12 protein-coding genes are annotated in these 15,036 nt (G+C 54.5%); 4 read left to right on the forward strand and 8 right to left on the reverse strand.

The genetic code is table 11. The features are described from left to right. Nucleotides 1-10: 10 nt before the first annotated feature. Both ACQ0PY_RS11325 and manA read right to left on the reverse strand, forming a co-directional pair. On the reverse strand, nt 11-1,492 hold the full coding sequence (locus tag ACQ0PY_RS11325; protein ID WP_044254638.1) for a YdgA family protein: 1,482 nt from the start codon (nt 1,490-1,492) through the stop codon (nt 11-13). 101 nt (nt 1,493-1,593) lie between these two features. After that, nucleotides 1,594-2,769, reverse strand: a complete 1,176-nt coding sequence (gene manA, locus ACQ0PY_RS11330; RefSeq protein ID WP_109740217.1) for a mannose-6-phosphate isomerase — start codon at nt 2,767-2,769, stop codon at nt 1,594-1,596. A 217-nt stretch (nt 2,770-2,986) separates the two neighbouring features. On the opposite strand from manA, the gene fumB reads away from it, so the two are divergent. Continuing rightward, entirely contained in the window at nt 2,987-4,633 is a 1,647-nt protein-coding gene (fumB, locus tag ACQ0PY_RS11335; protein ID WP_044254633.1) for a class I fumarate hydratase, read from the forward strand. 140 nt (nt 4,634-4,773) lie between these two features. Continuing rightward, nucleotides 4,774-6,177 carry a class II fumarate hydratase gene (fumC, locus tag ACQ0PY_RS11340; protein WP_043000774.1) on the forward strand — a complete coding sequence of 468 codons (1,404 nt, stop codon included), beginning with the start codon at nt 4,774-4,776 and terminating at the stop codon, nt 6,175-6,177. Here fumC and tus read toward each other — a convergent pair. From tus to rstA, 3 genes are all read right to left on the reverse strand, one after another. Then, the gene (gene tus, locus ACQ0PY_RS11345) at nt 6,174-7,103 is read right to left on the reverse strand and encodes a DNA replication terminus site-binding protein (RefSeq protein WP_044265348.1); all 930 of its coding nucleotides are present in this window, start codon (nt 7,101-7,103) and stop codon (nt 6,174-6,176) included. The genes fumC and tus overlap by 4 nt on opposite strands. A gap of 73 nt (nt 7,104-7,176) precedes the next feature. Next, nucleotides 7,177-8,478 carry a two-component system sensor histidine kinase RstB gene (rstB, locus tag ACQ0PY_RS11350; protein WP_044254624.1) on the reverse strand — a complete coding sequence of 434 codons (1,302 nt, stop codon included), beginning with the start codon at nt 8,476-8,478 and terminating at the stop codon, nt 7,177-7,179. Continuing rightward, a complete protein-coding gene (gene rstA, locus ACQ0PY_RS11355) occupies nt 8,479-9,225 on the reverse strand; it encodes a two-component system response regulator RstA (protein ID WP_109740218.1) in 747 nt (248 codons plus the stop codon). A gap of 126 nt (nt 9,226-9,351) precedes the next feature. On the opposite strand from rstA, the gene ACQ0PY_RS11360 reads away from it, so the two are divergent. Further along, nucleotides 9,352-9,687 (forward strand): GlpM family protein, encoded by a 336-nt coding sequence (locus tag ACQ0PY_RS11360; RefSeq protein ID WP_042319174.1) that lies wholly within the window; start codon nt 9,352-9,354, stop codon nt 9,685-9,687. On the opposite strand, the gene folM is transcribed toward ACQ0PY_RS11360, so the two are convergent. From folM to ydgH, 3 genes are all read right to left on the reverse strand, one after another. Beyond that, nucleotides 9,684-10,406, reverse strand: a complete 723-nt coding sequence (gene folM / locus ACQ0PY_RS11365; RefSeq protein ID WP_054176678.1) for a dihydromonapterin reductase — start codon at nt 10,404-10,406, stop codon at nt 9,684-9,686. The two genes, ACQ0PY_RS11360 and folM, sit on opposite strands and share 4 nt — an antisense overlap. 58 nt (nt 10,407-10,464) lie before the next feature. After that, the gene (locus tag ACQ0PY_RS11370; RefSeq protein WP_044265337.1) at nt 10,465-11,847 is read right to left on the reverse strand and encodes an amino acid permease; all 1,383 of its coding nucleotides are present in this window, start codon (nt 11,845-11,847) and stop codon (nt 10,465-10,467) included. A gap of 186 nt (nt 11,848-12,033) precedes the next feature. Next, complete coding sequence (gene ydgH / locus ACQ0PY_RS11375) at nt 12,034-12,978, reverse strand: DUF1471 family protein YdgH (RefSeq protein WP_043000768.1); 945 nt, start codon at nt 12,976-12,978, stop codon at nt 12,034-12,036. A gap of 526 nt (nt 12,979-13,504) precedes the next feature. Here ydgH and pntA point away from each other — a divergent pair. Then, nucleotides 13,505-15,034, forward strand: coding sequence for a Re/Si-specific NAD(P)(+) transhydrogenase subunit alpha (gene pntA, locus ACQ0PY_RS11380; RefSeq protein WP_044254616.1), 1,530 nt, complete (start codon nt 13,505-13,507; stop codon nt 15,032-15,034). Nucleotides 15,035-15,036: the final 2 nt, after the last annotated feature.

The raw sequence follows: 15,036 nt of genomic DNA on the forward strand, positions 1-15,036 counted from the left end.
GTTCTGGTGATTACGGCTGGGGCAGCACCATGCCGAACATTCCGACAAACTCCTCCAGCGGCATCTTCTTCCCGTTTAAGGTCACCTGACCATTCGCGTACTGCAGGCTGGTGCCAATGGTGTTGTCTTCAAGGGTGGTAATGCGGAACATCTGTCCCATCGCGGCCAGGCCTTTCACCTGCTGGTTGGCAAGTTTAGCGGCTTCATCCTGCTGATAACCTTCCAGACGGGCGACCTGAGTCATAAACTCAACGGCCATATCCACCGGAATCGACAGCTTACCGTCGAGCGATTTCACCGAGCGGTCGACTTCGTCGGCCAGCGTTTGCGGTTCACCTTGCGCGGTGGCCGGATCCTTCAGGAACAGGGACAAATTCAGCGCCGTTTCGCCTTTGGCATTTTTCCAGCTCAACGGCGCAATGGTAATGACCGGTTCGCCTTTCATCAACAGCGGCAGGGCACCAAAGAAAGCTTCGGTCACTTTCTGCTGATACAGTTCCGGGTTGTCCGCCACGTCCGGCTGCGATAACAGCGCCTGGGTCTGGGCATTATACTGCTGGCTAAACTGATGCCATGCCGCGCCGTCAATCTGACCGACTTTCAGCGTCAGCTTGCCGCTTCCCAGATCCTGATTCTGAACCTTGAGGCTGTTCAGGGTGTAATCCAGTTGGCTGTTGATGGTTTTACCGTCATCCACGAGATCGGTCTTCCCACTGATCTCCATGCCTTCCAGCAGCGCCATCTCTTTGCCTTCAACGGCGAGGGCCATTTTCCCAATCGTGACTTTCTGATCGCCGACGCGCTCACCAAAGCTGGCAAGCGTGCTGGAACCTTCTGTTTTCAGGTCGTTAAAGGAGAGCTGGACCTTTTGATCGTACTCGTTCACCGCATCGACCAGACCGCTCTTCGCTTCACCGGAAAGGGAAACCACGTTGCCTTCTTTATCGGCATTGAAAATAAATTCGCCGCCGCTGAAGGCGACTTTCTCCGCCCCTTTTTCGTAGTTCAGCGGTTTCAGCGACATTGCGGAACGGGTATCGCCGCTGTAGCTGATTCGCGAATTGATCTCAAAAGGCGTTTCACCTTTCGCCATCTCAAAGAGCGGTTTGCTGACGTCATTGTTGACCAGGGTCGTCTTCACCGAGGCCATCGACGGCAGAAGATTAAAGGTTTTCAGTTGCGCGAACGGGAAGGGGCCGTGATCGACGGATTCGTCAAGCACCACGCTTTGGCCAGCTTTCAGCCAGGGATTTTCTTTTCCGGCCACCGGCTTGAGCACCAACTGTAACTGGCTGCTGAAGATGCCACGCTGATAGTTCTGATAAGCGAGTTCCACGTTTGCTTCCGGCGCGGTGAGTTTAATCTGCGCATTGGCCTGGTCGACCATCTCAGCAAGATGGGTTTCCAGCTTTTTACCTGTGTACCACGCACCGCCCGTCCAGACGACGCCGAGTGCGACAATCACACCTGCAGCTACCAGCGATTTTTTCATATTGTTTATCCATAAAATGAAACCAGGCGGTAGAGACCGCCTGGCAAAGTCATAAGCCGATTACAAGCTTAGCAAGAGTAACTACAAAATTCAGTAAGTTGCTAGAGTTTGTTGTAAACCCGCGCCACACGGCCCACGCCGCTGACGCTCACCGGCGACTCTTCGGCGCTGATAAATGCCGATTCTCCCGGTTTCAGCACCAGGCGCTGCTCGCCTTTGCGTAGGATAGCTTCGCCCTCAACGCAGAAGAGTATCGCGGCGCTTTGCTGGTCAATCGCGGTTTCTTGCGCAGACAGGTCGTGCAGGGAGAACGCGAAATCATTAACCGGGATCGGGAAATCAAGTTCCGCGCCATGTTTCACCGGCGTGGTCAACAACTGGTTCGCCGGTTTTGCTTCAAACTTCACATTGGCAACCAGTTCCGGAATGTCGATGTATTTCGGCGTCAGACCCGCGCGCAGCACGTTATCGGAGTTGGCCATCACTTCCAGCGCCACACCTTGCAGATAGGCATGTGGCGTTTCGGCGAACAGGAACATCGCTTCACCTGGATTGAGCTTCACCACGTTCAGTAGCAGAGGTGAGAAGAGGCCGCTGTCGTCCGGGTAAAACTCCGCGATAAGACGGATGGTCTGCCACGGCTCGCCTTGCTGGGTTTCCAGCGCCGCTTTCAGAATCGCCAGCGCACGGGATTTCTCCTCACCCTGCATACTTAACAGAGCGGCAAACAACTGGCTCAGCCGCTCGGCGTTGGGCTGTTCGAGAAAATGAGCGATGGCAGTGTGTGCGCCAGCCACCGGTTGCAGCAGCGAAACGATTTCAGAGAACTCGCGAAACGCGTTCATGGCAAGGAACGGGGTCAGCGCGAAGACCAGCTCCGGCTTGTGATTGGGATCTTTGTAGTTGCGCTCTGCGGCATCCATCGGGATACCGGCGGCGTTCTCTTTAGCGAAGCCAATTTCAGAATTGCGCTTGTTCGGATGCACCTGGATGGACAGCGGTTGCGCGGCGCAAAGCACTTTGAACAGGAACGGCAATTCGCCGAAGCGCTCTGCCACGGCATCACCCAGCAGCGCGGATTGATTGCCGTCAATCACATCACGCAGCGAGACGACCTGACCGCTGGCATCTTCAATTTTCGAACTGCTTTTCGGGTGGGCGCCCATCCACAGCTCTGCCATAGGTAACTGCTGCGGATTCGCCAGACCATAGAGTTCCGTCAGCGCCGTTTTACTTCCCCAGGCGTAGTTCTGCACGGAGTTGATGAGTTTTTGCATGTTCAATGCCCTGTTGCAAGTTGGAAATCAGTGGGAACTTAATTCGACTATTAAAGCAAGAAACCTGTGGGAAGTAACCTGTGGGCGCAAAAAGTCGTACTTGTCTCAGTTTTTGTTAAAAAATTGTGTAGGATAGTGTAACTCGCTTTTAACGAGGGCAATGGAACATCTGCCCTGAAGCCTAAGAAAATCAGACCGAGCAGTAAGTGAGAGAACAATGTCAAACAAACCCTTTCATTATCAGGATCCTTTTCCCCTTAAAAAGGATGATACCGAATACACCCTGCTGACCAGTGAATACGTCTCCGTCGCCGAATTTGAAGGACAAGAGATCCTTAAAGTCGATCCGGAAGCGTTAACACTGCTCGCGCGCCAGGCCTTCCATGATGCCTCATTTATGCTGCGCCCCGCACACCAACAACAGGTTGCTGATATTCTGCGCGACCCGGACGCCAGCGAAAACGACAAATATGTGGCACTGCAGTTCCTGCGTAACTCTGACATCGCGGCGAAGGGTATTTTGCCAACCTGCCAGGATACCGGCACGGCGATTATTGTCGGCAAAAAAGGCCAGCGCGTCTGGACCGGTGGTGGTGATGAGGCGGCGCTGGCGCGTGGGGTATACAACACCTACATCGAAGATAACCTGCGCTACTCGCAAAACGCCGCGCTGGATATGTATAAAGAGGTGAACACCGGCACCAACCTGCCGGCGCAGATTGACCTCTACAGCGTCGATGGCGATGAATACAAATTCCTTTGCATCGCGAAGGGCGGCGGCTCCGCAAACAAGACTTATCTCTATCAGGAAACCAAAGCGCTGCTCACACCGGGCAAACTGAAAAACTACCTGGTTGAGAAGATGCGGACGCTGGGAACCGCAGCATGTCCGCCATACCACATCGCCTTTGTGATCGGTGGGACGTCGGCAGAGGCGAACCTGAAAACCGTGAAGCTGGCGTCGGCGAAATACTATGACGAACTGCCGACCGAAGGGAATGAACATGGTCAGGCGTTCCGTGACGTCGAGCTGGAAAATGAACTGCTGACGGAGGCGCAAAACCTTGGTTTAGGCGCGCAGTTTGGCGGCAAATACTTTGCCCACGATATTCGCGTGATCCGTCTGCCGCGCCACGGCGCATCCTGTCCGGTCGGGATGGGCGTCTCCTGCTCGGCAGATCGCAACATCAAAGCGAAGATCAACCGTAAAGGCATCTGGATCGAGAAGCTGGAGCACAATCCGGGTAAATACATTCCTGAAGAACTGCGTAAAGCGGGCGAAGGGGAAGCGGTTCGCGTTGACCTGAATCGTCCAATGAAAGCGATCCTCGAACAGCTGTCGCAATACCCGGTGTCGACCCGTCTTTCCCTGAACGGCACGATCATTGTTGCTCGTGATATCGCGCACGCTAAATTAAAAGAGCGGATGGATAATGGCGAAGGGCTGCCGCAGTATGTAAAAGATCACCCGATTTACTACGCCGGTCCGGCGAAGACGCCAGAAGGCTATGCCTCCGGTTCACTCGGTCCGACCACCGCCGGGCGTATGGATTCGTATGTTGATCAGCTTCAGTCGCAGGGCGGGAGTATGATCATGCTGGCGAAGGGTAACCGCAGTCAGCAGGTGACTGACGCCTGTCAAAAACACGGCGGATTCTACCTCGGCAGCATTGGTGGTCCGGCGGCCGTACTGGCGCAGGGCAGCATCAAGAGCCTGGAGTGTGTGGAGTATCCGGAACTGGGAATGGAAGCGATCTGGAAAATCGAAGTCGAAGATTTCCCGGCCTTTATTCTCGTTGACGATAAAGGAAACGACTTCTTCCAGCAGATTCAGACGTCGCAGTGCGCACGCTGCGTTAAGTAACGTCAGCCGCCCTTCGGGGCGGTTTTTTTATCGCACAAACCACCAAACGGTGGTGCTGTCATCGTTGATACTCATAAGACCGCAAGCATGTGGGCAATGTCGAACATAACCTAATCAATTCATTATCTAAGGAGCAGGTCATGGTAACGGTACGCAGCGAGAAAGATTCGATGGGCGCGATTGATGTCCCGGCAGATAAACTGTGGGGGGCACAAACCCAACGTTCACTTGAGCATTTTCGGATCTCCACCGAGAAAATGCCCGTCTCGCTGATCCACGCGCTGGCGCTCACCAAGCGCGCAGCGGCAAAGGTTAACGACGATTTAGGGTTGCTGGCCGCCGACAAAGCTGCCGCCATTATGCAGGCCGCGGATGAGGTGCTGGCAGATAAACACGCGGAGGAATTCCCTCTGGCTATCTGGCAGACCGGGTCGGGTACGCAAAGCAACATGAATATGAACGAAGTGCTGGCAAACCGGGCCAGTGAGTTGTTGGGCGGCGTTCGCGGCATGGAGCGCAAAGTCCATCCAAATGATGACGTCAACAAGAGCCAGAGTTCGAACGACGTCTTCCCGACGGCAATGCATGTGGCTGCGCTGCTGGCGTTGCGCAATCATTTGATTCCGCAGTTGCAGGTGTTGTTGAAGACGCTGAACGAGAAATCAGACGCTTTCGCCGATATTGTCAAAATTGGCCGTACTCATCTCCAGGACGCCACGCCGCTGACGCTGGGACAGGAGATTTCTGGCTGGGTGGCGATGTTAGAACATAACCTGCGGCACATTGAAAACAGTCTGCCGCACGTGGCGGAACTGGCGTTGGGCGGAACAGCGGTCGGCACCGGGCTGAATACGCATCCGGAATATGCCCGTCGCGTCGCCGATGAACTGGCGGCCATCACCCAGGCTCCCTTTGTCACCGCGCCGAACAAGTTCGAAGCGCTGGCGACCTGTGATGCGCTGGTTCATGCTCACGGCGCGCTGAAAGGGCTGGCGGCGTCGCTAATGAAAATCGCCAACGATGTGCGTTGGCTGGCGTCGGGGCCACGCTGTGGCATTGGCGAAATCGCCATCCCGGAAAATGAACCGGGCAGCTCGATCATGCCGGGCAAGGTTAACCCGACCCAGTGTGAGGCGCTGACGATGCTGTGTTGTCAGGTGATGGGGAACGATGTGGCGATTAACATCGGCGGCGCATCAGGTAACTTCGAACTGAACGTCTTCCGTCCGATGGTGATCCACAACTTCCTGCAATCGGTGCGTCTGCTGGCGGACGGTATGGAAAGTTTCAACGAGCATTGTGCGGTCGGTATCGAACCCAATCGTGAGCGGATTAATCAGTTGCTCAATGAATCACTGATGCTTGTCACCGCGTTGAATACCCATATCGGCTACGACAAAGCGGCGGAAATCGCCAAGAAAGCACATAAAGAGGGGCTGACGCTGAAAGCTGCGGCTCTGGCGCTGGGCTATCTCACCGAAGTGGAGTTTGACAGCTGGGTGCGGCCAGAGCAGATGGTCGGCAGTATGAAACCAGGTCGTTAATCCGCCACATACAGGTGCAGCCGCGGAATTATCAGACGCAGCGGCTGCGCCTGCGGTTTAAATCGATGCTGTATGTTTTCGGCATCGTAGTTCAGTAGCTCGCCAATATCCGGCATACCTGCGCTGTTTTCCGTATTGATCAACGCGATAAGCGGCGTCGGGCAGGCATGCTGTACCTGCTTTTGCTCGCCTTTGTACCAGACCCTGGCGATGGGCTGGACTTTGACCGGACGCTTAATTTTGAGTTTTGCCTGTTGTGGCAGGGCGGCGATATCCTGATATTCACGCTCCAGTTTTGCCTGCCACTCCTCGCGGGTCCAGGGATGTACGCTGCGCGGCGTATTCAGACTCTTTTCCAGTTGCGCCAGTACCTCATCGCGTTGCAAATTCTTGATGATATGTTTATTCGCCCAGCCAAAACGCAACGTCGCCGGATCGTTTATCACCGTCAGCGTCCGATAGGCATTGAGCGTAATCAGCCCCGGCAGATGGCGATGGACCCATTCAAAGCGCGCCGCAGACGGCAAACCGGACTCCACGGTGACAATATGCTCAAAAGTGGTTTTCAACTGATTGATGCGCTGTACCTGATTTTCCAGCGCCGCCTGGCTGGCACTACCCACCTGATAGCACAGCACGCCCGGCAGACGCACCGCCGCTTTACTGCTACGGGTTTCGGACTGCTGCTGAATAAACAAGTGGCGATAGTGCGCCAGCGCCAGCGCTTCGGCCTCCTTACCCAGATGCTGCTTTACCGCAATGGTATCCAGCGGGGCGTGCTCGGCCTCTTTGGTCACCTCCGGCAGCGAAAAGACACGGGCAATCATCAGATGATGTTCTCCGAGCGCTTGCGTTAGTTCAGCAAGCGTCTGCTCCATCTGGCGAAATGTGGTGTTCAGTCTGTCGACAAGATCGTAACGGGCCATTGCGCACCTCATTAGTTACAACATACTCAATGTATAGCACGTTATCTCGCCTGCGACTACCGTGCGAATAGCGTCAGCCAGCGGTTAATTCCGGAAGTGTGTGCCAGATCGGCCAACAAAAGCTGAAGCGAGCACCACCCAGTTCACTTTCCCCGCAGCTCACCGTGCCACCCATCGCCTGGGCGATGGAATAGACAATCGCCAGACCCAGACCGCACCCGCCGGTGGCGCGGTCCCGACTCGGATCCAGACGGACAAAAGGCTCAAAAACAGTCTCCCTGGCTTCCGGGGCAATGCCCGGCCCGTCATCGTCGACGGTCAGCGTGGCGAAACGATCGCTGAGCTGCAGGCTTATCTGCACCGTGGACTGGCAGTAGCGCAGCGCGTTGTTCAGCAGATTATCCAGCACGCGCTCCATCAGTCGCATATCCAGCGCACCGTAGTTGCCCCGGGCGAGATGCGGAACCTGCAATGTCCGATCAGGATTCACGCTTTGCACATCATCAATATGCGCTGTGAGCCAGGCCGGGAGATCCGGCTCGCTAAGATGCAGTTCATTCTGCGGCCTGTCGAGGCGGGCGTAGGTTAACAGCTCCTCAATTAAGGCTTCGAGCTGTCCGATATCGCGATTGAGCGCCAGAGATTCTTGTTCCGTGAGATTTTCACTCATCTCCAGTCGGTAGCGCAGGCGAACCAGCGGGGTGCGCAATTCATGGGCAATTCCGTCGATCAGCTGTTTTTTACTGGCAATCAACGCATTGATATTGTCCGCCATCTGATTAAAAGCAATGCCCAGCCGTTCAAAACTGGAGCCGCTGTCAAAATGCAGTCGTTCACTGAGATGACCTTTACCGAACCGTTGGGCAGCGGCCTCCAGTCGCAGCATTTCCTGCCAGTGAGGACGCATCCAGATAAACACCGGAAAAGCCAGTGAGATGGCGATAAACGCCATCAGCGCGATATCCAGCAGGCGCATCTGATGGAGAAAATAGAGATAGGGTACGGGACCCACGGCCAGCACGTAATGACTGCGCGGAATGCGCTGAATGAAGGTGTACTGATCGTCGAGTGCAATGATGTCGCCTTCACGCAGACGCTGCATACTCTGATCATCCAGCGTGAATTTTGTCAGTGGCTCAACGCGCAGGTCAAAAGAGAGATTGAGGTCCATCTCTTTGAGCGTTTTACCCCAGTCGCGCGGCGGGATCTCGCGTAGCTCGCTGCGCATCAGATACAGCGAGCTTTTCATCAGGTCATCGAGCGACTGCCTGCCAGCCCGCTCTGCGGTGAATTTATACACCAGCCCGACCAGCAGGGTCATCACCAGAAAGCAGACAAACAGCAGGAGATAAAACTGCACGAACAGTTTCTTCATTTACATCCCCGAATGCTGTGATGGCACATCATCCCAGGCGTGCGGGGCAAACAGATAGCCTTTATTGCGTACCGTTTTAATACGATAGGGTTCAGCCGCATTATCGAGCAGTTTCTTACGCAGACGCGAAATGGCGACATCGACGCTGCGATCCATGCCATCGTAGCTTACACCGCGCAGATTTTTCAGCAGCGCATCGCGGTCCATAATCTGACCGGCGTGCGTGGCGAGTTCCCATAGCAGTTCGAAATCCGCGGTGGAAAGTATAACCTGTTCACCACTGAGCAAAACGACACGGTTGATGGGGTCGATAGTCAGGGAACCAAAGCGCAGCGTTTTATGCGGCGTGACGGCGGCAGGCTGAATCCCTTTGCTATGGCCTGACTGATCGCTCTGTCGCAGATGCAGCCGCAGACGGGCCAGCAAGACCGCTGGCGGCGTGGTCTTCAGAATGTAATCGCAGGCGCCCATTTCCAGCGCCAGGATGTGGTTCATGTCGCTGTCCAGCGAAGTGAGGAGGACGATCGGGCCCTGCCATTGCCCTTGCAGGTCACGACAGAGGGTCATGCCGTCTTTACCGGGGAGCATAATATCCAGCAATACCAGGTCCGGCTGAACCTGGAGGATCCGCGCTTCAGCCAGATCGCCACGCGGCTCGACAATCACATCGAAATCATGTTTAGCCAGATAGGCCGCAATGAGCGCGCCGACCTCAGGATCGTCTTCAACAAATACAATCGTGTTCATCGTCTTGATTGCCGATCAAAAACGTCAACATACACCGCCGGGGCGTTACCTTCCATTAATCTTTCCTAAACGGTGATGCTTCCGTTATGCTGGTTGCTGATGTTATTGATGTGTAAAGGCAAGGTAATGGGACTCGTGATTAAAGCCGCGCTGGGTGCGCTGGTGGTGGTGTTGATTGGGTTGCTGGCAAAAACGAAGAATTACTACATCGCAGGACTCATCCCGCTGTTCCCGACATTCGCGCTGATTGCCCATTATATCGTGGCCAGCGAGCGGGGCATTGACGCGCTAAGAACGACCATTGTCTTCAGCATGTGGTCGATTATTCCCTATTTTGTCTATCTCGTTTCGCTGTGGTATTTCACCGGTTTTCTGAAGCTGCCAGTGGCGCTGGGCGGGGCAGTGATCTGCTGGTGCCTGAGCGCCTGGCTGCTGATCTTTTGCTGGGTCAAACTGCACTAACGCAGATGACGGCCACCGTCTACGGCGAAGCTACGACCCGTCACAAAACAACTGGTTAGCAGATAATCGATTAAATCGATCACCTCCTTTTCCCCCGGAGCCGTTTTCATCAGCGATTTGTTTAGCGCCTGCTGGCGGTACTCGGCGTCATCACCCTCGTTAAACAGGATCAGCGAAGGGGCAATGGCGTTGACCTTCACCTCTGGCGCGAGCTTGCGGGCAAATGAACGGGTCATATTATCCAGCGCCGCTTTACTGGCGGCATAAGCGATATGCTTGTCACTGCCTTTCTCCACAACGTAGTCGGTAAAGTGAATGATGTCAGCGGCGGCGTGACCATGCCCGCGTAGCATGCCTTCGAGCGCATGGTTAAGCAGATAGGGGGCATTGACGTGGATTTGCATCATACAGGCCAGGACATCAGAGAGCGGTGTTCCCGGCTTCTCTGCCATCCATGCGCTGGCATTGTGGACGATGGCGCGCAGACCGCTGGCGCGTTCTTTTACCGTATCGGCGAAGGCCAGAATGCCTTCATTGGTGGAGAAATCAGCCTGAATGCACAGGGCGCCCGCTTTGGTCAGCCCGTCAATCGCCGGATAATGCGTCCGGTAACTGACGATCACCGGCTGTTTCTGGTTGATAAAGTGCCAGGCAATAGCGAGGCCGATACGGCGGCCACCACCGGTCACTAAAATGGGCAGAGGGTGTTGGGTTCCCATCGAAAAACTCCTTATGGGCCTGCGAATCAGGCTATTAGCGTCAAACGATGGGATGCGTTTACCCCACCAGCAGCCAGGTCGCCGGTACGGCGGCAACCAGCAACAGACCAATCAGAACCATTTCCTGTCGGTTCAAAACGTTATCATGCGTATGCGTCTTACGAGCATACAGGAACACCAGCAGACCCGGAGCATAAAGCACCACGGAGAGCAGCAGGTGCATCGGCCCGGAAGCATACAATAACCATAAGCCATAAATGCATGCACCGACACCTACCGCCTGATGAAGCGGACGGGTGGCGATTTTCAGCAGGAAGGCGCCGACGAGGAAATAGGGGACCAGAATCATCTCTGAGGCGATGGTCAGCAGCGTGTTGTAATCCGAACCAGTTAGCCAGATCAGCACCAGACAGACCTGAACGCAGAGGTTGGTGAGCCACAGTGAAGCCGATGGCGCGCCTTGCGCATTTTGACGGGCGAAAATCCGCGGGAAGGCTTTATGCGTTGAGGCAAGGAACGGGACTTCCGCCGCCATAATCGTCCAGCTCAGATAGGCTCCACAAACGGAGACAATCAGACCCGCCGCAATGATAATCTCACCCCACGGCCCCATCATTTTGACCATCAGACCTGCCATTGACGGGTTACGGATCTCCGCCAGTTCCGGGCGGGCAACTACGCCAAGCGAGAGCAGAGTGACCAGCAGATAAACGGCAAGCGCAGAGAGCACCGCTAACAGCGTGGCGCGACCGACATCATGTTTGTTACGCGCCCGCGCCGAGACGACGACCGCGCCTTCCACACCGATGAATACCCACAGCGTGATGAGCATCGTGTTCTTAACCTGTTCCCAGACCGGGACACCCAGCGCGAGGCCGGTAAAGTCGAGGCTGAAAACCTCAAGCTTAAACGCCATAAAGGCCAGAAGGATAAACAGACCGAGCGGCAGCAATTTCGCCAGCGTTGCCACCAGGTTGATGCTGGCCGCCGTTTGTACGCCGCGCAGCACCAGAAAATGCACCACCCACAGCAGAATCGACGCACCGACGATCGCCTGCCAGGTATTGCCGTCGCCAAACAGACGCCACTCCGGCGTATCGGTGAAGAAACTGAGAGCAGAGAAGACAATGACCAGATAGGAGACGTTGGCAATCACCGCGCACAGCCAGTAGCCCCAGGCCGAGCAGAACCCGATCAGCTCACCGAAACCTTCGCGGGCATAGGTGAAGATGCCGCCATCCAGTTCGGGACGGATACGGGTCAGGATTAGCATGGCAAACGCCAGCAGCAATATCCCGGCCCCGGTAATCGCCCAGCCAATAAGTAACGCCGACGGGCTGGCGACAGCGGCCATATTCTGCGGCAGACTGAAAACACCTGCGCCAAGCATTGAGCTTAAAACCAGCGCGGTGAGAGCGCTCAGTCCCAGTTTCTTTTCCATGGTTATCCCGTGGTACAAACGATCGATGGAGAATAATTATTGTGGCAAAGCGCATAAAAATGGTGAAAGCCACTAAGGCGCGGGATTTTACGGAGAGAAGAGACTGCATGCAATGATCAGAGGAAAATTTGTGCCTGATAAAGCGAAAGGCGGCATAAAGCCGCCTTATTTTATGACCGGAGAGCCTTATTTATACAGATCGGCGCTGATGGTCATGTTGTTACCACGTTCCTGCCACTGGCGGGTAATGTGGTAATACTTAGCCCCTTGCTTCGCTGCACGCTTGGCAACCTGGTAAGAGACTTCAGTCATGCTGCTGTAGTTGCCGGTGAACTTGATGCTGTCGAACGGCACCATCATGGCCGCCGTGGCTTTGTTCAGCTCTTCAACTTTGGTGCCATCCGGAAGAGTGACAGTGTAACGCCCACCTTTCGTGGATTGCGTTTCGAAGAAACGTCCAACTTCAGAACTCGGCGACGCGGTAGTTGCAACGCCAGGAATTTCGACGTTTTTCGCCGCTTCTCCACCAGCAGCTAACGCTGCGCGACCGGCATCGGAATCCGCCGGGATCGCGTCAGGGCTCTGCACCACGCGTTTCTTCGCATCTTTTTTATAGATAAAAGCTGTAATGCGCTGGTTACCGCCCTGGTTCGCATCGATCTGACGCACGATGTAGAAGGCGTAAGCGTCTTTTTCTTTTGCCGCTTTGGTGATGGCATCATTCACTTCCGGCTGGCTGCGGTAGAAACCCTGTACCGTAACGGTATCATACGGTTCCAGCATGACGGCTTCTGATTTTGGCAATTCAACCACGCCATTGATCACGCGGTTCTTGCTGGCTTCCGCTTTCTCGGCGTCGGCTTTGTAGAAGTCTGCAACAACACGCCAGTTACCGCTGTTACCAAAATCAGATGTATCGACAACATAAAATGAGGCGGCGCCTTCTTTATCTGCGCGGCGGTTAACGGCCTTCACCGCATCGCCAATCGCATTAAAACGGCCTGTGACCGTGACACGGTCGTAAGGTTTCAGTGCTGCCGCTTGCTCCGGCGTCAATTCTGTTGCTGCGTTTACGGAAAAAGCCGTCGCAGAAAGAAGTGCGGACGCCAGGAGTGTGTTCTTAAGCTTCATAAAAATAATCCTTCGCCTTGCGCAAACCAGGTACTGGTATTGTTATTGACTAGAAACGTGGCTGATTATTGCATTTAAACCCGGTGACTGTCTGCGTGATTTTTCAATCGACACAGCAGATGAGGTCACAAGGTCGATAACAAATTATGATATGTCGAAAAAATGGTCATTTCACAGTAAAAACTGATGAACGTACTGAATTTTATAAGTTAATTTAATGTTAATTAGTTGATCTGCCGTGGCGCTTAATCATGTTTTGCCGCATCGTATGAGCGATTTATGGGCCTTTCACCACGAATTGAAGGTCATTATCCCGGTCAGAAGGCTGAATCGTTCCTGTTTTGCTGATAACCCGACAAATACTGTTTTTTGGCGCTAGATCACAAGCGCTATTTTCAGTACGTTATAGAGAGTTTGTTACTGTTTTATTTTTCCGGGGTAACCTATACCTCCTGCGTGAAATTGCCTGCGCAATTCCACGTTAACTGACAAACCATCATCAAAAATACCGATGGAAGGGAACATTATGCGAATTGGCATACCAAAAGAACGGTTTACCAATGAAACCCGCGTAGCAGCGACGCCGAAAACGGTTGAGCAACTGCTGAAGTTGGGTTTCACCGTCGCGGTTGAGAGCGGCGCGGGTGGACTGGCGAGTTTTGACGATAAAGCTTTTGTAGAAGCGGGCGCGGAAATTGTCGATAGCAGCGCTGTCTGGCAATCAGAGATCATTCTGAAGGTTAACGCACCGGAAGATGCAGAAATTCCGTTACTCAATCCGGGCACCACGCTGGTCAGCTTTATCTGGCCTGCGCAGAATCCAGAGTTAATGCAAAAGCTCGCCGAGCGTAATGTGACGGTGATGGCAATGGATTCTGTACCGCGTATTTCACGTGCGCAGTCGCTGGATGCATTAAGCTCGATGGCAAACATTGCCGGTTATCGGGCGATTGTGGAAGCCGCACACGAGTTTGGCCGCTTCTTTACCGGGCAGATCACCGCTGCGGGTAAAGTCCCTCCAGCCAAAGTGATGGTGATCGGGGCCGGTGTTGCTGGTCTGGCCGCCATAGGCGCTGCGAACAGCCTGGGCGCGATTGTGCGTGCCTTTGACACCCGTCCGGAAGTGAAAGAACAGGTCCAGAGTATGGGCGCTGAATTCCTCGAACTGGATTTCAAAGAGGAAGCGGGAAGCGGTGACGGTTACGCTAAAGTGATGTCTGAAGCGTTTATCAAAGCGGAAATGGCGCTGTTTGCTGCGCAGGCAAAAGAGGTCGACATTATTGTCACCACCGCGCTGATTCCGGGTAAACCAGCACCGAAACTGATCACCCGCGAAATGGTTGATTCCATGAAAGCGGGCAGCGTGATTGTCGATCTGGCGGCGCAAAACGGCGGGAACTGCGAATACACCGTCGCCAATCAGGTCACAACCACGGCCAACGGCGTTAAGGTGATCGGTTATACCGACTTGCCAGGGCGTCTGCCGACACAGTCTTCACAGCTGTACGGCACCAACCTTGTTAACCTGCTTAAACTGCTGTGCAAAGAGAAAGACGGCAATATCACCGTTGATTTCGACGACGTCGTCGTGCGTGGCGTCACGGTCGTGCGTGACGGCGAAATTACCTGGCCGGCGCCGCCGATTCAGGTATCTGCTCAACCGCAGGCCGCTGCGAAAGCCGCACCGGCTGCAAAAGAGCCGGAAAAACCGGCATCGCCGTGGCGTAAATACGCGCTGATGGCACTGGTGATCATTCTGTTCGGCTGGCTGGCAGACGTCGCGCCGAAAGAGTTCCTCGGTCACTTTACGGTGTTCGCACTGTCTTGCGTGGTAGGCTACTACGTGGTCTGGAACGTCTCTCATGCTCTGCATACGCCGCTGATGTCCGTGACCAACGCCATTTCGGGGATCATCGTGGTTGGCGCGCTATTGCAGATTGGCCAGGGGGGCTGGGTTAGCTTCCTGAGCTTCATCGCGGTCCTGATTGCCAGCATCAATATTTTCGGTGGCTTCACCGTGACTCAGCGCATGCTGAAAATGTTCCGGAAAAACTAAGG

Source organism: Citrobacter sp. LST-B2 (assembly GCF_057983045.1).